The 20,274-nt window shown below is 60.4% G+C and carries 13 protein-coding genes and 1 pseudogene; 8 read left to right on the top strand and 6 right to left on the bottom strand.

The window, feature by feature from the left end:
• Positions 1–101: 101 nt before the first annotated feature.
• From AB9K35_RS19150 to AB9K35_RS19130, 5 genes and pseudogenes are all read right to left on the bottom strand, one after another.
• Positions 102–1,130: a glycosyltransferase family 2 protein gene (locus tag AB9K35_RS19150; RefSeq protein WP_369928577.1), complete on the bottom strand. Its 1,029-nt coding sequence runs from the start codon at positions 1,128–1,130 to the stop codon at positions 102–104.
• A gap of 9 nt (positions 1,131–1,139) precedes the next feature.
• Positions 1,140–1,658 carry a hypothetical protein gene (locus AB9K35_RS19145; protein WP_369928575.1) on the bottom strand — a complete coding sequence of 173 codons (519 nt, stop codon included), beginning with the start codon at positions 1,656–1,658 and terminating at the stop codon, positions 1,140–1,142.
• A 155-nt stretch (positions 1,659–1,813) separates the two neighbouring features.
• Positions 1,814–5,176: an exostosin family protein gene (locus AB9K35_RS19140; RefSeq protein ID WP_369928573.1), complete on the bottom strand. Its 3,363-nt coding sequence runs from the start codon at positions 5,174–5,176 to the stop codon at positions 1,814–1,816.
• Positions 5,177–5,401: 225 nt separating this feature from the next.
• Positions 5,402–6,532, bottom strand: a pseudogene (locus AB9K35_RS19135) (IS3 family transposase).
• A gap of 135 nt (positions 6,533–6,667) precedes the next feature.
• Positions 6,668–7,780, bottom strand: a complete 1,113-nt coding sequence (locus AB9K35_RS19130; RefSeq protein ID WP_369928571.1) for a glycosyltransferase family 10 domain-containing protein — start codon at positions 7,778–7,780, stop codon at positions 6,668–6,670.
• Positions 7,781–7,956: 176 nt separating this feature from the next.
• On the opposite strand from AB9K35_RS19130, the gene AB9K35_RS19125 reads away from it, so the two are divergent.
• The 7 genes from AB9K35_RS19125 to AB9K35_RS19095 all read left to right on the top strand — a co-directional run bounded on the left by AB9K35_RS19125 (position 7,957) and on the right by AB9K35_RS19095 (position 16,564).
• Positions 7,957–9,048 (top strand): hypothetical protein, encoded by a 1,092-nt coding sequence (locus tag AB9K35_RS19125; protein WP_369928569.1) that lies wholly within the window; start codon positions 7,957–7,959, stop codon positions 9,046–9,048.
• A complete protein-coding gene (locus tag AB9K35_RS19120) occupies positions 9,048–10,211 on the top strand; it encodes a hypothetical protein (protein WP_369928567.1) in 1,164 nt (387 codons plus the stop codon). The genes AB9K35_RS19125 and AB9K35_RS19120 overlap by 1 nt, the downstream gene beginning before the upstream one ends.
• Entirely contained in the window at positions 10,208–11,734 is a 1,527-nt protein-coding gene (locus tag AB9K35_RS19115) for a hypothetical protein (RefSeq protein ID WP_369928565.1), read from the top strand. The genes AB9K35_RS19120 and AB9K35_RS19115 overlap by 4 nt, the downstream gene beginning before the upstream one ends.
• Before the next feature lie 88 nt (positions 11,735–11,822).
• Positions 11,823–12,941 (top strand): GDP-mannose 4,6-dehydratase, encoded by a 1,119-nt coding sequence (gmd, locus tag AB9K35_RS19110; RefSeq protein ID WP_369928563.1) that lies wholly within the window; start codon positions 11,823–11,825, stop codon positions 12,939–12,941.
• A gap of 4 nt (positions 12,942–12,945) precedes the next feature.
• Positions 12,946–13,914 (top strand): GDP-L-fucose synthase family protein, encoded by a 969-nt coding sequence (locus AB9K35_RS19105; protein ID WP_369928561.1) that lies wholly within the window; start codon positions 12,946–12,948, stop codon positions 13,912–13,914.
• Positions 13,915–13,939: 25 nt separating this feature from the next.
• Positions 13,940–14,785, top strand: coding sequence for a hypothetical protein (locus tag AB9K35_RS19100; protein ID WP_369928559.1), 846 nt, complete (start codon positions 13,940–13,942; stop codon positions 14,783–14,785).
• A 342-nt stretch (positions 14,786–15,127) separates the two neighbouring features.
• Positions 15,128–16,564, top strand: coding sequence for a mannose-1-phosphate guanylyltransferase/mannose-6-phosphate isomerase (locus AB9K35_RS19095; protein ID WP_369928649.1), 1,437 nt, complete (start codon positions 15,128–15,130; stop codon positions 16,562–16,564).
• 18 nt (positions 16,565–16,582) lie between these two features.
• Here the strand turns inward: AB9K35_RS19095 and AB9K35_RS19090 are convergent, their stop codons facing one another.
• On the bottom strand, positions 16,583–17,779 hold the full coding sequence (locus AB9K35_RS19090) for a peptidase G2 autoproteolytic cleavage domain-containing protein (RefSeq protein WP_369928557.1): 1,197 nt from the start codon (positions 17,777–17,779) through the stop codon (positions 16,583–16,585).
• A gap of 232 nt (positions 17,780–18,011) precedes the next feature.
• Between AB9K35_RS19090 and AB9K35_RS19085 the strand changes: the two genes are divergently transcribed.
• Positions 18,012–20,066 carry a hypothetical protein gene (locus AB9K35_RS19085; protein ID WP_369928555.1) on the top strand — a complete coding sequence of 685 codons (2,055 nt, stop codon included), beginning with the start codon at positions 18,012–18,014 and terminating at the stop codon, positions 20,064–20,066.
• The last annotated feature ends 208 nt before the right edge of the window (positions 20,067–20,274 follow it).

Genomic DNA, 20,274 nt, shown 5'->3' with positions numbered 1-20,274 from the left:
ATGTCACACTATGTGCTATTTGGCGTTGGATTGTGGTTCAACCGCAACTGGGTAAGCTGATGTGCAGCTAGACTTGTCGTGGCGGGGAGCCGGGGGAGATGTCAAGCTTGGAGCTGCTTCGCGACAGGTGCAGCCCGTAGGGTGGGCAGATTGGCCGGTGCATGGGTGGCAACCAATTGCAGGATCCGCTCGTAGGCTTCTGGATGCAGGCTGCGCAGTTCTTTCCTCTGCGCAGCGGTCAGGTTCCGCCCTAGGAATGAGACAGTTGACGCGGCCAGGCGCGGATGCATGCCGGGTTGCATCCGCCCTTGTATCCAGGCGATTAACCCGAGAGTAAAAGCATAAAAGGGTAAGTGGAGGCCGCACTGGGGTTGGCGGCGGATCTCTTGCGCGACAGCCTCGAAGGCTCGAAAGACCTGCAGCCGTTCCGGGCCGAAACGGTTGGTGAGACGCTGTCCGGTGGCATCGACGAAATGGACCACCCCGACGTGGTCGCTGGCTAGGATGCGGCGGGCCTTGAGGAAGCTCATCCAGTGCAGCTCGACGTCGTTATGCACCGAAATCTCGGTGCAGGTGATGCCTCGGCTGTGCAGGAATTCCGTCCGGTAGATCTTGTTCCAGGGGTAGTTTGCGGTTTGCACCAACTCTGCCGCGGTTTCGCGAGTGACCGGGCGCAAGGCCCCCCGGGCAAGGTCTGCTGCCTCCCAGAACGCTTGGTCAAAAGGCATCTGGCCGAATAGGCGGTCCTTGTCTAGGCGGCTGTCATGGTGCTGGAATATGCAGAAGTCGAATTTCCCAGCATGTGCTAGTCCGGCGCAGAGGCTGCGCAGTTCGCGGGTGGGGCGGTCATCAGCATCGAGAAACAATAGGTGCCGGGTGCGGACTGCGCGGAGGGCCAAGTTGCGAGCGGCTCCGGCGCCGCGGGAGCTGTCTAGGCGCAGCACGGTCAGCCGTTCTGTGGGAAAGCTGGTAGCACCAGCTAGCGCGGAGGCTTCCACTGGCGGATCCGAGCCGTCGTCTGCAATGATGACCTGTCGTGCGATATCAAGCGCCGCGAGGCTGGCTAGCAGGTGAAGCAGGTGGTTGGTGTCATTGCGAACCGGGATAGCAATGGTCAGGTCAAGCGTCATGGAAGCAGTTCATAGCGCAAAAATGTAAAGATGATGCAGATGAATGCGAAAATCCTCGCAAGGGAAAAAAAATACCAGCTCACGCCATAGGGCGGTCAGTGGTAACTCTTGGCAGCTGTCAAGGTAGAGCGCATCCAGATGGCTGACAGGACGCGCGGTGGTGAGGATGTGCTTTCGGAAGAACGTGTCGATGAAGCTACCGTCTTCCAGCCCTGAACGCAGGCAGGGGCGGATCATCCAAGGTGAGGTACTTGCGGTGCGGCAAGCATAGCCCAGATAGGTGATGTCTTGCAGTCCGCTCACCGGTAGCGCCACATGTAGCGCCATCCATGCACCGCGGCCTGTGGTTTCGACCTGCAGCTCAAGAAGCCGACCTGGCGGTGACCGCCACTGGCCGGACAACTCCAAGCTTGGATCGGCATTCAGGAACAGCCCTGGCGCCAGCTCTGTGGTCTCCGCCGTTAGCGTACCAGCGCTATCTTTGTTGTGGAAACGAGTCAGTTCCGGAAGCGGAAGGGAGGGGGGCATAGGAAGGTATCCGGGGGCGTAAGGTGTTATTCAACCTTTGGTTTGTATTACAGGGCGGGCGGCAGCATCTACTGGATGCGTGCAGTCCCGTCCCGCTCTGTTCTGCTTCCGGCTTGGTTACATGATGTGGTTATGATCAAGATGTAGCGACTTGGTCAAGCTGCGGAGGCCTCTTGGATGTCTGGTGCAGCGGCAGGGGGCGCTTGCATACAGGCCTCCAATGCCGTCACAACGGCATCGGCTACCCGCTGTCTTTCGAAGGCGATTGCCTCTAGGTTCGTAAACCGCTTTTGCAGAGTGCGAGCGGTTTCGAGCCAGGTTTCTGCAAAGGCCGTGTCGGGTGTGAAATCGGCAATCCGGGCGGCTGCCGCTGCAGTATCTTGGCCGTAGGTGTTGATCATGCAGCTGTTTGGGACGAGTTCCAGTACTCGGTGCTGGGACCCGGCATAGTAGGTAGGGATGCCGCCGACGACGAAGGCGTCAAAGATCTTTTCCGAGATATAGGCATTCTGGTGGGTGTTCTCATAGGCCGAGACGATGCGAGCCTGCATGTCTAGGGCGGCGATCTTATCTAGGTGCCAGTCAGGCAGAGCCTGGCGTGGTGCGTCCGAGCGCCAGCCTTTACCAACCCGAATCGTGCCTGGCAGCCCTACTTGTTGGGCCACCTCGGTGCGGTACACGCTGAGGCCATGCACGCCCTGTTCGGGCCAAGATTTGCGGTAGGGGTCACTGTCGCGCACCTCGGCATAGAAGGCTGCGGGTACGGCGGCATTTTGCCAGTGGTGGCAGAGCGCTTGCGGGGTCAAGTCAGTGTGGCGAGCCAGTAGTAACCCGTAGCGAGCCTGAAAATCCTCGTGGGTTAGCAGGAAATAGGGGATGTTTTGGAAATCGAAGATTTCGGAGTTCGAATGGTTGAAGAAGCTGTAGCCAAGTTCTGCTCCGTCATGCTGTAGCAGCCTTTTTCGTTCGGCAAAGCCATCGCTCCAGATAGAATCCCACAAGGGTTCTTCCGAGATCACCGCCAGCCGCAGCTGTGGATTTAGACGAGTCGCCTGCTGTAAGATCTTCGCATTTTCTCGCAGATCCAAGTTGAAACCTGTCAGCACCACATCCGCGGTATCGGGGGCTTGGACGAAGTCTACCTTACCCTGTACCAGCTTCTGGAAGGGCGCATAGGCAAGCGGGGTGCGGTTGGAGTGGCGACCGAAAAGGCAGACCCGCAGGCCGCGGCTTGCGCTCAACGCCGGGGCGCTTATTGATTTGCGGGCCGCGCGCCGCCGCAACAGTTCCTGAACCCGATCCAGCTGATGCAGTTCGGGGGCGTCTGCTGACAGTAGGCCACGAGCGGTCTGTTCCATATCCGCAGCGCGAGGGTTCTGTTCATGCGCCAGTAGAGCCTCGGGGCCGCCAAGCAGTAGATTCGTGGTGAGGTTCGTCAACAGAAAAGCGGCATCGCTCCGGCTTAGTTGTTGCTTGCGTGCCAAGTCATCCTGCAAAGTCGTGAGGAAGGTCGGCCTATCTGCTTTTTGAGGTTCTTTTTGTGGTCGGCCTGCAGTTTCCAGCATGAACTTCTGCAGGTCGTAGATAAATGAATGGGGACCATAGAGCGCCCATAGCTGTCGCCCCGCGTGACGCATTCGTGCCAAAGCCTCAGGATCACTTGCAATCTCTTGCAAACGTGCGGGCAGGTTTCGGATGTCTTCTGGGGTTTCACGGCAGAAGACGGCAGCCTGTTCCCAAAGCTCCGGGTTGCCGGGCGGTGCATAAGTATCCGCCAAGATCACTGGGATGGCACCAGCGCCTAGGCTTTCCCACAGGCGAATGGAGTTGGGGCCGGATCCGGAGGGGCACAGAGAGAAAACACTCTGTGCGAGAGAGGCTTTGAACTGCTCAGACGCGGACTGGTTGATTAGTTCGTCGCTCTTTTTTGACTTTCTAAAAACCTGATGGTCGTAGACTACCTTGTTATAGTGCCAGCTGTCGCGACCGATGATCAGTCCTTCAGGGCAGTCTGATAGTAACTCCAATATCCATGCCCGGGCTTCGGTCAAATAATATTTGTTGGACTTGGCTCCAATAAAGGAGAAAAGAAAAGGGCGTTCAGACTGAGTATACTCCTCAGTCATTTTAGTTACCTGTACAGGGTACAGAGGGAATGGACAGACATCAGGACCCCCTGCGCTTTTCAAATCCTCATGGGTGCAATGACTCCAGAATATGCGAGAAATTCCAGATTCTTCAAAGAGGTCCATATACTCTTTCATTTTGATATGCTGGCAGACAGTGATCTTGATCGTATCTGCTGGAATGCGTTTTATGAAGTCGTGGAACTTCTGCAAGTAGGCCGGCGCGTCTGGTGCCTTGGTTTGCAGTTTGTCGATCAAGGTTGCCCAAGGATATGCAATATATGTGACCCCTTGCGGTACCGCACCGAGGTCGCGCAGCTGATGGAAGGCATGTTGCTCGGTGATGGCAGGAAACTGCCACTCTTTGTCAAATGCTAAGATGTTATCTTTGAAAGAGATGGGGTTCTTATCGGCAGCAGGCTGAATTTTCTGTGCTGGCGCTGGAATCCCTGTAAAAATTGTTTTGGAAGGGGCTTTGGGCTTTGTTTTTGGGGCCTCGCCAAACACCTTAATGTTGTTGTGGCTGAATAATGCAGCCTGATCGTCTTCCATGACAGTCATCAGCCCGTCTTCATAACGTAATTTAAGATGGCGCCGAAAGACCGGTCCGTTGTCGGTCAGTTTTTGCAAGGCTTGACGGCGATCTTCCACAGGCACGATAGTTTCAATTTCCGCCATATATTTATCGCGGAAGCGCGAAGAAAGTTGGTTCTCTTGAATCCGAAAAATGCCAAGGCTGAACTTTGTTTGCACCAGAGTGGCGTTTTGAGCAAACAGTCGCCATAGGTTCCAGTCTCCAGCTAGTTTCATGGGACAAATTGTTTTCTGCGGCTTGGCTGCGTCCCAAAGCCATTTGCGGAAAAAAGTTCCTTCCTGTTGAAGGAAGTTCCAATGTTGGCCGTCACAAAGCCCGTCACGCAAGGCACGGGTGGGAATTGGGCTGTCGAATTGAACTAGAGGTGTATTATTGCGCATGACTGTGGCCGCGCCACCGACCCAAGAGACTTCGTTGGGCTGAAACTGGTTGGCTACGCTAGCAATGAAGGCGAGTGCGCCTTGCGACAGCATGTCATCTGCGTTGATCCAGGTTAGGAAATCGTTCTTAGAAGCGTCCAGCGCAGAGATGCCTTTGTACAGAGCATCGTACATACCGGCATCTGGTTCTGAGCTGTAGCTGAATTTTAGGCCGGCGCAGCTTAGTGGGATGCGGTTTGCAGCCAGTTCTTTTTGCCACCATTCCAGCCGTTCAGCAGTGCCGTCGTCAGATCCGCCGTCCTGTACATGATATCGAATGTAAAAGTCGCCAACTTGGGTGATGACGCTTAGAATGGTCTGATCCAGAGTCGCGACTGCGTTCAGGCAAGGGGTGGTGATCGAAATGGTGGGAAGCATGGCACTCAGCAATCAAATCGTGTCTGGGAAAGATGATGCACCCCTTTAACACTGAAAATAGGAGCGTACAATCATGGCGACGTGGGGAGCGCAGTGGGCGATTTTGCCTGAAGGTGATGCGTGAAAGTGATCTTGAAGCGTTCCGTGAAGTGGCGCGCTCCGGTGAAGTGGTCCCAATATTTCGGACAGTTTTGCAGCTTCGCTGAGGTGTATCGGTTTTAGGTTTCACGCTGCTCTTTGCTCTTGCGAGCCGGACCAATATGCGTCGTCCGGCGTTTGCCGATCAAAGCGCGGAATGGGGTCGCTCGGCGTTGTAAAATGCCATCCAATTCTTAACGACACGTCTGGCCTGGAAGCCGTCGCTGATCTCCTCGAGATAGATCGCCTCTTGCTTCAATGACCGCCACAACCGTTCGATGAAGATGTTGTCGAGATAGCGGCCTCGACCGTCCATCGAGATGCGCACACCCGCCTCGGTCAGCGTCGTGCTCCAGGCCGAACCGGTGAACTGACTGCCTTGATCCGTATTCATGATCTCGGGCGGTCCGTGTTTGGCGATGGCCTCGTTCTGGGCATCGACGCAGAAGTCGGCGTGCATCGTGTTCGAGAGCCGCCAGCTCAGAACCTTACGCGACGCCCAATCCATGATCGCCACCAGATACAGGAAGCCGTTGCGCACTGGCACAAAGGTGATGTCGGCGCACCAGACCTGGTTCGGCCGATCGATCTGCATCTTTCTCAGCAGATACGGATAGACCGGATGCTGGGGATGCGGCTGGCTGATTCTGGGACGTTTGTAGATCGCTTCCAGGCCCATCTTGGCCATCAGCCGCCTGACGCGGTGCCGCCCGACGACCGTGCCTTCTCTTCGCAGATAGGCCGCGATCTGGCGCGACCCGAAGAACGGGTATCTGGTGAACACCCGATCGATCTCTTTCATCATCGCCAGAGTGTCAGCATCGATGCCGACAGGCGTGTAATAGAACGCAGACCGGCTGAGCCGGACCAGCTTGCATTGCTGGCTGATGCTCAGTTCAGGGTTTTCCCGTTTGATCATCGCGCGTTTCTTCTCCGGGCTCACCGCTTCAGCCCTTCGGACAAAAAATCGTTCTCGACGGCCAGCCTCCCGATCTTGGCATGGAGTTCCTTGATCTCGGCCTCGGTCGGCCCCTCTGGCTTGCCGCCACGGGCAAACACATCAGCCATCCCCTCGACCGCTTGGCGTTTCCACGTGCTGACCTGGTTCGGATGTACCTGGTGCTTCGCCGCGATCTCCTGGATCGTCTTGTCGCCACGCAGCGCTTCCAGCGCCACCTTCGCCTTGAACTGGTCCGTAAACTTCCGGCGTTTCGCCATTCTCGTATCCCTTCAAAGGTTTGGGATACACCTTAACTCGTTGTCCAGTTTTCTGGGACCACTTCACCGGCGCTGCTCTAGCCTCTAGTTGGCTGTGGAAAGTCAACTATCCTGATGATGCGTTAAGGGGGCGGTTCAGTTCCCATCCAGAATTTCGGTAAGCTCAGCTAGAAGAGTGGTTTTTAGGCGTTGGCGCTCGTGTAGCCAGTGGCTGGGATTGCACAGCAGTGCGGCGAGGCGGTGCTGTGCCGCTGTATAAGCCGCGCAAAAATCCCGGACCCAGCTGGGGCTGTCCCACGCCAGCCCGTCGAGCCGCGTTGCGGCTTCGGTCGGGGTGAGACCATGCAGGTTCAGCCAAGAGCCTTCGGGCAGACCAAATTCGTGTAGTCGGTGTTCCGGTGCAGCCCAATAGGCAGGCAGGGCGCCGCAAGCAAAGGCGTCGAAGATCTTTTCAGTAATGTATTCAGGGTGGTGTGTGTTTTCAAATGCCATCAGGGTTTGTTGGTGGTTGTCCAGAAGAGCCAGCTTGTCCAAGTGCCAGTCGTAGAGCTGACGGCGGTCTGGGCTAGCGCCGTTCCAACTGCGTCCAAAGCATTTGATGGGCCCAGCTCGGCAGTGCTCAGCTACTTTGGTGCGCCAATTGCATAGCCCGGCAAGTCCTGCTTCGGGCCAGCTGATTGAATGGAACGGTTCGGGGCGACGTTCAAACATAAAAGAGAGGCGGGTAGGTCGGCTGGCAAAGGCGTTTTGCCAGTCCTGTTCCGATAATTCGCAGTTGCGCTTGAGGCGCGCTGCATAGGCGTTGGCGAAACGATGATTGGTCAGCAGATAGTACGGGATCTTTGTGAACCGGAAGATGGATGAAGTGCAATGGTTGAGCTGGTAGACTGGAAGTAAGCCGTAGCGGCTGTCGATTGTGCGGCGTCGAGCCAGAGGCTGACGGCCCCAGATGGTATCCCAAAACGGCTCTTCGGAAAGCAGAACGATTGGGCGTTGCCGTTGCCGCCAGTCCTCAACTAGCTCGAGAGGTGCGTTCTCGATATCCAAGGAGTGGGCAAACACGTAGATATCTGCCTGGTCGGGGCGTTGGGTGTGGGTGATCTCGTCGGAAAACAGGGGGGCGAGTGCTGAATAGCTTAGCGGTGTGCGGTGTGCATGCGCGCCCGTCCGGAAAACTCGTATCATTCTCTTTCTGTCCTGCTGTTTCATTCCGTCGCAGCGGTGGATATAGCAGAGCTCATCGGACACTGTCCTGCTCAAAAGAGTGTGCGTTGGGTTTGCAACTTGCCATTCGGGAGTGGAGGCTCATAAGAATGCATCGAGATGAGGCGCGAAGAGCGCGCAGGGGTTGCGTGTACGTTGGGGCCTTCGATCCTGAATTGCTCTAGTTGAGCGGTAAATGCATTTTGTGAGGTGCTGTATTTATGACGGATAGTGTGAACGTGCAGGCGGCGTTTGAACCGGGCCGACGTCTGATACTTTGGAGCCCTGAAGGGGAGCCTCTGGTCGCGCCAGTACAGAAGCAGTTGAATAGCCTCTATGCAGTCGAGGTTGCCGGGGAATTGCCGCAGATCTCGGCTGATGAGGTGGTGGTGGTGCTGTGCCGCTCACCTGCCGAGTCTCTGTGTCAGCTATTGCTACAGGGGCAGGAACCCGGGCAGGCCTTGCGTGAATGGCAGGTGCAGGCACGGTCTGTTCTGACGTTGAAGCGTAAGAAGCGCCGCCAAGTCCATATTTTTGACGTGAGGCAAGTCAGTCAGGCGCCGGAGACCTTCGGGAGGTATTTCGGCCTCAGTGGCCAAGCAGTGGAACAGGGGCGGCCGACAGAGCTGGGCGAACTTGATCCGGTATTGCTGGCGCTGGCCTCAGAACGGTTCCGGGCGGACCGTGAGTTGGGGGCTCTGGCTGGGGAATTCATAGCTTCCACAGTGCCTTTGGCTAAGTGTATTCAAACGGATGTTGCACTGGAGGCCTATCTTGAGAAACAGGAGGTTTTGCTGGAATTGCGCCTCCTGCAGGATCAGCAGCGTAGCATGTATGAGCAGGTCGAAACGCTCTATTCCGAAAGGCTGGCAGTGGAAAGACAGCTGGAGGAGGCGGAGCGGCAAGCTGAGCAGCGGCTTCAGCAGATGCGAAATGGCCTCGATAGCTATCAAGAGCAAGTTGATGCTCTGCGAGCAGAGCGGGACAAGCTGCGGGGCGATTTTACCCATGCACAAGCTCAGCTTCAGGAGGCTGTTGGCAAGATCTCTGAATTGGAGAGCGCGGCCGAGATTCGGGTCTGCGAGGTGCGAGCAGAGCGAGACAAGTTGCGGGGTGATTTTGCCCATGCACAAGCTCAGCTTCAGGAGGCTGTTGGCAAGATCTCTGAATTGGAGAGCACGGCCGAGATACGGGCCTGTGAGGTGCGAGATTTGCAGGAGCAGATCCGCCGCTTCGAGACGTCGAAGTCTTTCCGGATCACGGCGCCTTTGCGGCGTTTGCGGCAGATCATGAGCTTAAAGGGGTACGCGTGATGGAATTCACTCTTTCCGTGCCTGTGACCCATGTTCTGCATATCGGTGCAGGCTGCGGTGTAGATGTCGACGGGTATACGACTGCGGGGTTGGATCCGGTTGTCTTGGTGGACGCGGATCCCGAGGTTGTTGCCCATCTGCAGACACGGACAGGCGGGCTGTCGGCGGTTCGGGTGGTGCAGGCTGCAGTATCAACCCGTAAGGACGCTCAGTTGCTTTTTCGTACTAACTTCTCGGAATTGAACAGTTTGTCGCGCCCGGATCAATTGCGTGAATTGTTCCCGGGGCTGACAATACTGGCCGAGGAGCCTGTAGAACCGGTCAGTCCGCTGCAGCTTTTGGATGAATTGCAGTTCCCTCAGGATGGCGTCGGATTGCTGGTGTTAGAGGCACCTGGGGAGACAACTGGTATTCTTGCTGCGCTGGCGGAAGCGGGACGGTTAACGCAGTTTCCTGTGATCCGGATCCAAGAGGGGGTGGAACTGCTCCATGATGGTGCGTCAGGTTTGGCGGCCATCTGCGTGCAGCTGAGGGCTTTCGGATACGACTCTTGGGTAGAGGGAGATGCAGCTGATCCTGATCGCCCGTATGTTGTTGCATACCGCGGCAGCGCTGGGGCTGATGCGGAGAAGCGGGTGGCCGAGCTGGAGGCTGAAACGGTGCAGCAGGCGCAGGAGCTGAAGCGGGCTGCAACCGCCCGGGACAGTGCCCGGTCCGAAGCTGAAAGCCTGGTGGCGCGGGTGGCTGAGCTGGAGGCTGAAACGGTGCAACAGGCGCAGGAGCTGGAGCGGGCTGCAACCGTCCGGGACAGTGCCCGGTCCGAAGCTGAAAGCCTGGTGGCGCGGGTGGCTGAGCTGGAGGCTGAAACGGTGCAACAGGCGCAGGAGCTGGAGCGGGCTGCAACCGCCCGGGACAGTGCCCGGTCCGAAGCTGAAAGCCTGGTGGCGCGGGTGGCTGAGCTGGAGGCTGAAACGGTGCAGCAGGCGCAGGAGCTGGAGCGGGCTGCCTCCGCCCGCAGTCGTGCTGAAGCTGAAGTGGAGAAGTTAGCCGCGCAGGTGGCGGAGCTAGAGCAAAGCACCCGTATGGGGCAAGGCGAGCTGAAACGTGCGGAAGGCCAGATTGGCCTGATTAAGGAGCTATTGCTTTATGGGGCGCGGTCGTGACGGCTAAGGCGAAGGAAAAGGTCGGCGCAGTGAAGCCTGCTACGCCGAAAACTACTGCCGCAGTAGAGTTGCAACCGCAAGGCAAGGGGCTTTTTGATACAGCAGGTTTGCTGGAGAGCTGCCGGACCAAATGGCGACATGGCGAATGGACCGCTTTGGCGGCCTTTGGCGAGTTGGAGATCAGTCGAGACCCGGATCGGGAAAAGATTGCTGTTCTGGTGGCCGCAGCGCATGGGCAGTTGGGGCACCTGGATCAGTCCTCCAAATACATCGCTCTGTCGCTGGAGTGGGGGTGCAGCCGAGAGATCGTTGCGCGAGTGATGGTATCCTCTGTCGAAAACAGTTTGGGGCGGGCTGCGCTGCAGCTGGGTGCGGAAGATCAGGCGCTCGGTTTTTTTCAGTCTGCGGTCTCGTTGGTTGAGGCAAAGGCTGATGCCGGGTTGTTGGCGAAGACCCGGCAGATCCGGGAAATGGCCCGCTGTGGCATGTTGCAGCAGGCCAGAGATCTGGTCGAAAAAGACCTTGCGACCATCCAGCAGGAGGGCCGTAGCCCGGAGCTTCCTGCTTGGCCGCAGGCGATCGCCGAAAGGATTGCCATTCTCAGTCAGGAAAAGCCCCATCTCGCTACCCCGGAGGAGGAGCATAAACCAGAGCTGCCTGTTCAATTGCTGAAGAACCCACTCTTTGATGAGCGGGCATTCCGCCATTACAGCGGTGAGACAGATGGGGTGCCAGAGGAATTTCTTTATGTCGAGACCAAGTCTCTGCCGCGCTCTGGGCTGCATTATCTGCGTAATACCTTGAGAGGGATTCTGGCCGAAGGGTTCAGTTTTTGCGAGTGGTATAATGAGCCGGGATGTTGTCGCGCCATGCCGTGTGCCATGACCAGCTATGCCGAGACAGGCGGATTTCATTTGCGCTTGCTGAAGTCGCATGATTTCGAGATGGCTGACCCGGTTCTCCCGGTTGCGGGAGCAATGCAGAGGCTGGTGCTGATCCGTGATCCTCTGGCTATCCTGACATCTTGGTGGACGTTGCATCTGCTGCAACTCAATCAGAAACTTCTATCGGATCACGGCATTGCTCTTCAAAAGATCTATTATCAGCATGAAAAATCGGTGACCCAGAAGACATACAGGATTCTGGAAAAACATGCAGTAATGCCCACGAGCGGGACACTGCGGACCTGGTTGCAGCAGAAACAGGCTTATATGGTGGCCTTCATGCAAAAATGGGGCGGTCTGCCCAATACTCGGACTGTCAACTATGTAGAGATGCCCCAAGTCGTGCTGGAGCTTTTACAGCCCTGGGAAGATAAGCTTGATGAGGGAGCGCGTCGACGTCTTGACCGGTTTCGAGAGAGCGGGCTGAAGGCATTCACTCCGCGCAGCAGTGCCTTTGTAGGGCCGGTAGACAAGATCACATCTCATCTGGAGGAGCATGCCCCTCTCTTTCATGATGCAGTCACGCGTATTCTGGACGCAGATTCATCGGGTAAGCTTGCAGAGCTGCACCAGAACTGAGAAACCGAGGGGCGAGACTGATATATTTATCGTTGTTCTCTCGATAGTCGCTGTGTAGGTCTGCGGCAGGCAAAAGAATAGGTTGGTTATGAAAAAAGCTCTTATTACCGGCGTCACCGGTCAGGATGGTTCCTATCTGGCAGAGTTCCTTTTGGAAAAAGGCTATGAGGTGCATGGTATTAAGCGCCGAGCCTCGTTGTTTAACACTGAACGGGTTGACCATATCTATCAGGATCCGCACACGGATCGCGCCCGCTTCAAGCTGCATTATGGTGACCTGACAGACACGTCGAACCTGACCCGCATTCTGCAGGAGGTGCAACCGGACGAGGTCTATAACCTGGGCGCTCAGTCCCATGTGGCGGTTTCCTTTGAGAGCCCTGAATATACCGCTGATGTGGATGGGATTGGCACACTGCGGCTTTTGGAGGCGATCCGCTTTTTGGGGCTGGAAAAGAAAACCCGCTTCTACCAGGCCTCGACTTCGGAGCTCTATGGCTTGGTCCAGGAAGTGCCGCAGAAGGAGACCACCCCCTTCTACCCGCGCTCGCCTTATGCGGTGGCCAAGCTCTACAGCTACTGGATCACCGTGAACTACCGCGAGGCCTATGGCATGTATGCCTGCAACGGCATCCTGTTCAACCATGAGAGCCCGCGCCGCGGTGAGACCTTTGTGACCCGCAAGATTACCCGTGGCTTGGCCAATATCGCGCAGGGTCTGGAGGATTGCCTCTACATGGGCAACATCGACGCGCTGCGCGACTGGGGCCATGCCAAGGATTACGTGCGGATGCAGTGGATGATGCTGCAGCAGGACGAGGCGGAAGACTTCGTGATCGCCACTGGCAAGCAGTATTCGGTGCGCCAGTTCATCCAGTGGTCGGCGGCCGAACTGGGCGTGCATCTGGAGTTCTCCGGCAAGGGCGTGGACGAGATCGCCACTGTTGCCGCGATCGACGGCGACAAGGCTCCGGCGTTGAAGCCGGGCGATGTCATCATGCGTATCGACCCGCGCTACTTCCGCCCGGCCGAGGTGGAGACGCTCTTGGGTGACCCGGCCAAGGCGAAAGAAAAGCTGGGCTGGGTGCCGGAAATCACCACCCAGGAAATGTGCGCCGAGATGGTCGCCGAGGACCTCAAGACTGCCCGCCGCCATGCGCTTTTGAAAGAGCATGGCTACGAACTGCCGGTTAGCGTGGAAGGCTGACACAATGACCCGGATCTATGTGGCAGGCCACCGCGGCATGGTGGGGGGTGCGATTCTGCGCCGTCTGGAAGCGCGCCAGGCGGCGGGGGAGGACTTGGAGCTGGTGACCCGCACCAGCGCCGAGCTGGACCTGACCGACCAAGCTGCGGTGCGGGCGTTTTTCCAGGCGGAGAAACCCGATCAGGTAATCTTGGCGGCGGCCAGGGTGGGCGGTATCGTTGCCAACAATTCCTACCCGGCGCAGTTCATCTACGAAAACCTGATGATCGAGTGCAATGTGATCCACGCGGCCTATGAGGCCGGTGTTACCAAGCTCTTGCAGCTTGGCTCTTCTTGCATCTATCCCAAGATGGCCCCTCAGCCGATGGCCGAGGATGCGTTGCTGACTGGCGTGTTGGAGCCCACCAACGAACCCTATGCCATTGCCAAGATCGCCGGCATCAAGCTCTGTGAGAGCTACAACCGGCAGTACGGCGTCGACTACCGCTCGGTGATGCCGACCAACCTTTACGGGCCGGGCGACAATTTCCACCCGGAGAACTCCCACGTGCTGCCCGCCCTGATCCGCCGCTTCCACGAGGCGGCGCGGGATGGAGCGGAGGAGGTCACGATCTGGGGCAGCGGTACGCCACGGCGCGAATTCCTGCATGTGGACGACATGGCCGAGGCCTCGCTCTTCGTGATGGACCTGGACGCGGACATCTACCAGCGCGAGACGGAGCCGATGCTCAGCCATATCAACGTGGGCTGCGGCGAGGATGTGTCGATCCTGGAACTGGCGCAGCTGGTAGCAGAGGTGACCGGGTTCAAAGGGGAAATCCTGACCGACCCGTCGAAACCGGACGGAACCCCGCGCAAGCTGATGGACGTTTCGCGGCTCGCGCGGCTGGGCTGGGAGGCCTCCATTGGGCTGGAAGAGGGGGTCCGCAGCACTTACGCGTGGTTTATCGAGCAGGCCTCGGTTCGCAACTAGATCTAACCAAAGCAGGAAGAACGTCATGCAGAAAGGCAATTTGCTTGATTGCGGTGTCATCTACGCAGCGACCGGAGAAATATTTTTCAAGGAAATGCGCACATCCATCCGGTCTATTCGCGCAGTGCATCCGGATCTTCCGATCACGGTCGCCTATTCCTGGGAAGGGGCACTGGCACGGGAGCTCCTGACGGGCATCTCAGGAATAGAGTACCTTGACCTAACCAAAGTTGTGCAAGCTACGGGGCTGAATATGGCTGACGGCATGGAACGTAGCCGCGGCGTAAAAATAAACACTCTAAAATATTCACCTTATAAATACACTTTGTTTCTGGATACGGATACCTACGTACGAAAAACGTTGCTTCCTATGTTCGAAACGCTGCGTTCAGGAGATACGCAGATTGTTCTAACGAACGAGCCCGTCGCCTACTATCCGAAGGATCAGTATGAGAATATGGGGCGCGCCGACCGGCCGAGAGCACAGGGGCTGCAGAAGCTGTCCAATCCAAACTTTTTCAATTCTGGCGTTTTCGCGTTCCGGGACACCGTTCGTGAATATGGTGTCGATGATTTCTGGGTATCCGCATTCCTTGAACAAGCCAATGCACCGGCTACGAGCAATTGGTCCCGTCTGTGCGATCAAAGCGCGCTGAATAAGACGCTGAAGGCATTTCCCGAAATGCCGCGTGCTGTTCTATCGAATACTCAATGGAACGCCCAATGCAAGATCCTGCACGAGTTATACAAGCAAGGCCGGTGGAATGATATTCACATCATACACTGCAAAATGGTGCATCGATTGGGCGTGGATCCCAAGCGGCTGACGGCTAGCGAATATATCAAAAGTTTCGAATTGGTCGAAAGTTGAGAAACTCAACGCTTTCATGGGAACGTTCATAGGGATAAACAGTGGGAATGGTTTTTTTGAGCGGAAAACAAGTCCTGTTCTGGTAATCGGTTTCAGTGTGGTCGCCGAACATTCGTTTGTTGAGATAGCGAACGGGGTGCATACGACAGCTTTAGTTATTATGAGCGCTTGTCTTTCACGGAGTTTGGAGCATACCGTAGCAATTGGGCGGTTTTCTACCAGCACAAAGGCCGCCCGCTTATTGACTTGCACAAAGGGAAGCCCGTCGAAGGGGTCCGCACAGGTTATATTGGGCACTTTCTTACAAAGAACAGTTCCTAAGGAAAAGAAAATAGGATGTCTATGATCACCCCCATTCTTCTCTGCGGCGGCTCCGGCACCCGGCTGTGGCCGCTGTCGCGCAAGAGCTACCCCAAGCAATTCGTGCCGCTCACCGGCGAGGAGACGCTGTTTCAGACCTCGGCCCGGCGGCTGTCGGGGGAGGGGTTTGCCAATCCTCTGGTGCTGACCAACTCCGACTTCCGCTTCATCGTTACCGAGCAGCTTGCCGGGGCAGGGCTGGATCCCGGTGCGGTGCTGATCGAGCCGGAGGGGCGCAACACGGCGCCTGCGGTGCTGGCGGCGGCGCTGTGGCTGGAGCAGACCGATCCCGACGGCATGATGCTGGTGGCGCCCTCGGATCACGTGGTGCCCGATGCCGCGGCCTTCCGTGCCGCGGTGGCGGCGGGTGAAGCGGCCGCGCGCGCGGGGCAGCTGGTCACCTTTGGCATCCGGCCGGAGCGGGCGGAGACCGGCTATGGCTATCTTGAGCTGACCGAAGCGCCGGAGGATTTCGCGCCCCGGCCGCTGCAGCTGCGCCGCTTTGTCGAGAAGCCGGACCAGGCCAGCGCCGAAGCGATGCTGGCCTCGGGGCAGTACCTGTGGAACGCGGGCATCTTCCTGTTCTCGGTGCAGGCCATTCTGGCCGCCTTCCGGCAGCATGCGCCGGAGCTGATGGCGCCGGTCGGCCAGGCGGTGGCGCAGGGGCAGCCGGATCTCGGGTTCCTGCGGCTGGATCCGCAGGCCTGGGCGGGGGCGGCGGATATTTCCATCGACTACGCGGTGATGGAAAAGGCGGAGAACCTCTCGGTGGTGCCCTTTGACGGCGGCTGGTCGGACCTGGGCGGCTGGGACGCGGTGTGGCGCGAAACCGAGCGGGACGCGGATGGCGTCGCCACCAGCGGCAATGCGACCGCGATCGACTGCGCCGACAGCCTGTTGCGCTCGGAGGATGAAAACCTCGAGGTGGTTGGCATCGGCCTCAAAGACGTGATCGCCGTGGCGATGCCGGATGCGGTGCTGGTGGCGGATGCCTCCCGCGCCCAGGACGTGAAGCAGGCGGTGGCGGCGCTGAAGGCCAAGGGCGCGCGCCAGGCCACCGAGTTCCCCAAGGATCACCGGCCCTGGGGCTGGTTCGAGAGCCTGGCGGTCGGCGACCGTTTCCAGGTCAAGCGCATCCATGTGCATCCCGGCGCCGCGCTGAGCCTGCAAAGCCACCATCACCGCTCGGAGCATTGGATCGTGGTGGAGGGCACCGCCAAGGTCACGGTGGATGACAAGGTGCAGCTGGTGACCGAGAACCAGTCCGTCTACATCCCGCTGGGGGCGGTGCATCGCATGGAGAACCCGGGCAAGGTGCCGATGGTGCTGATCGAGGTACAGACCGGCAGCTACCTGGGTGAGGATGACATCATCCGCTACGAGGATGTCTATGCCCGCGGCCAGGGGGCAAAGGGCTAGGACCGCTCGGGGCTCCTTTCAGCGCAGCAGCCATTCCTCCACCTGCGACGAGATCCTGCGCATGCGGAGCCAGCCCGGCGCTGTCGGCTGGTCGCGGCGCAGGCGCAGCTTGCCCAGCAGCCCCACCAGCGCCCATTCCGGGCGCTGGCTGCGCGGCACGTAAGGCCGGTCAGGGTCATGGGCGGGATTGGGCCGTGGCTGGCCATCGGCATCGCGCAGCAGGCTGCCGTAGTCGTCGCGCAGCCAGCGGTGTTTCCAGCCGTCGATGTCGCCATCCCCGATCACTGCCGGGTTGCCGCTGATCACCCCGAGGGGCGGCTCGCCCGGGCGGGCGGGGCGGATCCTGGCGCCGTCCAGCACCACCGACAGGCCGCGGCGGTCCTCGCCCGCCGGGTTGCCGTCGGCCCATTCGAACCATTCGGCGTAATCGGCGCCGCCGCCGCTCCAGGCGCCGGAGCAGCTGCCGTTGCCATCCGACCCCAGCCGGAAATCGGCGCTGCCGCTGCCCGCCAGCAGGTAGTCGTCGCTGCCGCCCTGGATCTCCAGATGCGCGGTGGGGCTGGCGGTGCCGAGGCCGGCACGGCCATTGGCCTGCAAGGCCAGCGCGGTGGTCCAGCTGCTGCCGTCGGCGGACAGTTTCACCGAGACATCCTCATTGCCGGCCAGCCCGATTTCGGCGCGGCCGCTCCAGCCGGTCTGGAACAGAAGCGAGGCGGTGTCGGAGGCCGCCGCCTTGTTCAGCTTGAGCTGATGGCCGGCGCCCGCATGGGTGAACAGCGTCGCCAGGCCGCAGACCGACAAGGGGTTGGCGGCATCGGCGGTGGTGCCGATGCCGACCGGGCCGAGGTTCTGGGTCTGCGCCGGCGGCAGCTGCCAGGCGCTGCCGTCCCAGACCCGCAGCTCACCCGCGCCCAGGTCCCAGGCGCGCCAGCCGGGGCGCGGCGCCAGGAACAGCCAGCCCTCGCCCTGCCAGACGGCGATCTGTTGCGCCTGGCCTGCCCAGGCCGCGGCCGGGGCGGCCCCCAGCGCATAGGCCTCGCCCTCTGCGGGGCTGGCGGGCGGTGTCTCGGCGCCGATCGCCTGCACCCGCAGCTGCACCAGCGCATCCAGTATCTGCAGCGCCTCGTTGTGGGTCACGTGTTTCTGTGCCTGGGACGGCATCAGATAGGGCAGGGCAAGAACGGCGGAAGTCTGGGCCGAGGGCTGGTTGCTCATCTGTGGCTCCTGTGGCTGGGGTCCGGTTTGCGCGCCAGCCTGTCACAGCGAGGTCAAGACGCCGCTAAGGCAGCGTACGCCGCCCGCGCAACACCCTCTTTGTTCGCGCCTTGTTCGCGCAATTGTCGTCAATTCGTAAACAATCTCCCTGATTTTGCCTGTTTTGCTTCCCGTCTTCTGCCCGGCGGCGCAGCCAGGCTGACCGTCGGTGGCGGCATGGGGAGTGCAGGGCATGACATTGGTGGCAGAGCTGGATTTCGGCGGGCGTTTCGGGGCCGGGGACGAGATCTTTGGCCCGGATCTGCGGGATCTGGAAATCGCGGTGCAGGGGGGGACCGCGGTGCTGTTCGCAATGAACGGGATAAATGGCGGGCTCAGCCGCTGGCAGCTGGCGGGGGATGGCAGCCTGCCGCAGCTGGCGGGGCGGCAGCTGCATGACCATGCGACCCTGCGCACCGGGGATTTTCAACTGGTCGAGGTGGAGGGGGAACTGCGGCTGCTGCAGGCGCAGCCGGAGCTGACCGTCTACCGGCTGGACGCCGCGGGCGCGCCCGGCACCCAGGACCGTCTGCCCCCGGCGGACGCTGCCGCGGGCAAGGCGCTTGGCGCGGTGGCGGGGCTGGCGCTGGCGGATGGCCAGCCGGTGGTCTACGCGGTGGAGAGCGGCAGCGGGCAGCTGCGGGGCTGGCGGCTGGAGGCGGCGGGCGGCATCGGTGATGCGCTGCCCCTGGGCGGCGGCGAGCAGGCCTATCGGCTGGAGCCCGCGGCGCTGCTGGCACCGGTCGCGCTGCCGGGGGGCGGCGCGGTGCTGCTGGCGGCGGATGGCCAGGGGGTGCATGGCTTCGTGGTGGAGGCAGACGGCGGGCTGCGCGCGGGCGGCACGCTTGGGGCCGAGCAGGGCCTGTCGGTGGGCGGCGTCAGCGTGCTGGAAGGCTTTGCCGTCGGCGGCAGCGCCTGGGCTTTGCTGGGGGCGGCGGGCAGCGGCAGCCTGTGCCTGTTTCGGGTCGGGGCCGATGGTGGCCTGACACTGGAGGCGCAGTTGCAGGACAGCGCGATGACCCGCTTTGGCGGCCTCTCGGCGCTGGAGGTGGTGGAGGTGCAGGGCCATCTCCTGGTGCTGGCGGCGGGCAATGACGGCGGCCTCAGCCTGCTGACCCTGACGCCGGGTGGCGCGCTGATCCACCTGCGCAGCCTCGAGCATCAGCCGGGGCTGGGGCTGCAGAACGTGACCGCGCTGGAGGCGGTGGTGCTGGGCGCGCAGGTGCAGGTTTTTGCCAGTTCCGCCACCACCGCGGGCATCAGCCAGTTCACCCTGCCGCTGAACGATCTGGGGGTACTGCGCCAGGCGGCGGCCGCACAGGACCGGCTGGAGGGGGGCAGCGGCCATGACGTGCTGGAAGGCGGTGCGGCGCGGGTGGATCTCTACGGCCATGCCGGTGATGACGTGCTGGTGGCGGGGGCCGGTGGCGGCACCCAGGCGGGGGGCGCCGGGGCGGATGTCTTTGTCGTCGGCCCGGGGACGGGAGCGGTCACGCTGCGCGATTTCACGCCCGGCGAAGACCGGCTGGATTTGTCGCTGTTCGAGGGGCTGTATGGGCCCGGCCAGCTTGCGAGCCGGGGGCGCAGCTACGGGATTGACCTGGAGCTAGGCGGCATCCGCATCGCGGTGGCGCAGGCCGGGGGCGGGCGGCTGGAGCTGGAGGATGTGTTCGGCGCGGCGCTGCGCTTTGACTTTCCGCAACGGCTGGCCTCTGGCGAGACCCGGCCGGGGGGCAGTTTCCACGGCAGTGCAGGCAGCGACCGGATCGTGGGCACCGAGGGGCGTGACGGCATCTGGGGGCTGGCGGGGCACGATCGTCTGGCCGGCGGCGCGGCCCGCGACACGCTGGAGGGCGGCAGTGGCCGCGACACGCTGAAGGGCGGCAGTGGCCGCGACACGCTGAAGGGCGGCGGCGGCGGCGACACACTGAAGGGCGGCGGCGGGCGCGACGCGCTGAGCGGCAACGGCGGCGGCGACCGGCTCGACGGCGGCCGCGGGGCGGACTGGCTGCAGGGCGGAGCCGGCGCGGATGTTTTTGTGTTCGGCCAGCGCCACCGCCAGGACACGGTTGCGGATTTCACTCCCGGCAGCGACCTGCTGGACCTCAGCGGCACGGCCGCCGGGCACTGGCGGGACCTGGAGCTGCAGGCCGAAGACGGCGGCACGCTTATTTTCACCGGATCGGGCCGCATCTTCCTGGAGGAGCTGCGCCCGGACCAGCTGAGCGCGGATGACTTCCTGTTCTGAAACCGCACCTGCAGGCGGCGGCGCCCGGACCGGAACCGGCGCGCGGCCGGGCCGGTCTGCAGTTCAGGGTAAGCGGCGTCTCGACCCCACGTTGCTGCTGATGGCTTCGGCTGCGAAGTGATCTCCATCTCATGATGGGGAGTGCGTTTCGCAATGTGTGCTACAAATTCGTTTCTCAAATCGCTGGGCGTCGAGATCTACGCGTCGG

It is taken from the genome of Leisingera sp. XS_AS12, assembly GCF_041224635.1.
In the GTDB taxonomy this organism is placed as follows: Bacteria; Pseudomonadota; Alphaproteobacteria; order Rhodobacterales; family Rhodobacteraceae; genus Leisingera.
The sequence above is the reverse complement of the archived record's forward strand: the minus strand, read 5'-3'. Positions and strand labels throughout refer to the sequence as shown.

What these genes read in the sequence shown, in the direction of transcription:
- AB9K35_RS19145 (WP_369928575.1), bottom strand. Translation starts at nt 1,658, where the DNA reads ATGCCCCCCTCCCTTCCGCTTCCGGAACTGACTCGTTTCCACAACAAA.
- AB9K35_RS19095 (WP_369928649.1), top strand. Translation starts at nt 15,128, where the DNA reads ATGATCACCCCCATTCTTCTCTGCGGCGGCTCCGGCACCCGGCTGTGG.
- AB9K35_RS19120 (WP_369928567.1), top strand. Translation starts at nt 9,048, where the DNA reads ATGGAATTCACTCTTTCCGTGCCTGTGACCCATGTTCTGCATATCGGT.
- AB9K35_RS19125 (WP_369928569.1), top strand. Translation starts at nt 7,957, where the DNA reads ATGACGGATAGTGTGAACGTGCAGGCGGCGTTTGAACCGGGCCGACGT.
- AB9K35_RS19105 (WP_369928561.1), top strand. Translation starts at nt 12,946, where the DNA reads ATGACCCGGATCTATGTGGCAGGCCACCGCGGCATGGTGGGGGGTGCG.
- gmd (WP_369928563.1), top strand. Translation starts at nt 11,823, where the DNA reads ATGAAAAAAGCTCTTATTACCGGCGTCACCGGTCAGGATGGTTCCTAT.
- AB9K35_RS19090 (WP_369928557.1), bottom strand. Translation starts at nt 17,779, where the DNA reads ATGAGCAACCAGCCCTCGGCCCAGACTTCCGCCGTTCTTGCCCTGCCC.
- AB9K35_RS19150 (WP_369928577.1), bottom strand. Translation starts at nt 1,130, where the DNA reads ATGACGCTTGACCTGACCATTGCTATCCCGGTTCGCAATGACACCAAC.
- AB9K35_RS19085 (WP_369928555.1), top strand. Translation starts at nt 18,012, where the DNA reads ATGACATTGGTGGCAGAGCTGGATTTCGGCGGGCGTTTCGGGGCCGGG.
- AB9K35_RS19100 (WP_369928559.1), top strand. Translation starts at nt 13,940, where the DNA reads ATGCAGAAAGGCAATTTGCTTGATTGCGGTGTCATCTACGCAGCGACC.
- AB9K35_RS19140 (WP_369928573.1), bottom strand. Translation starts at nt 5,176, where the DNA reads ATGCTTCCCACCATTTCGATCACCACCCCTTGCCTGAACGCAGTCGCG.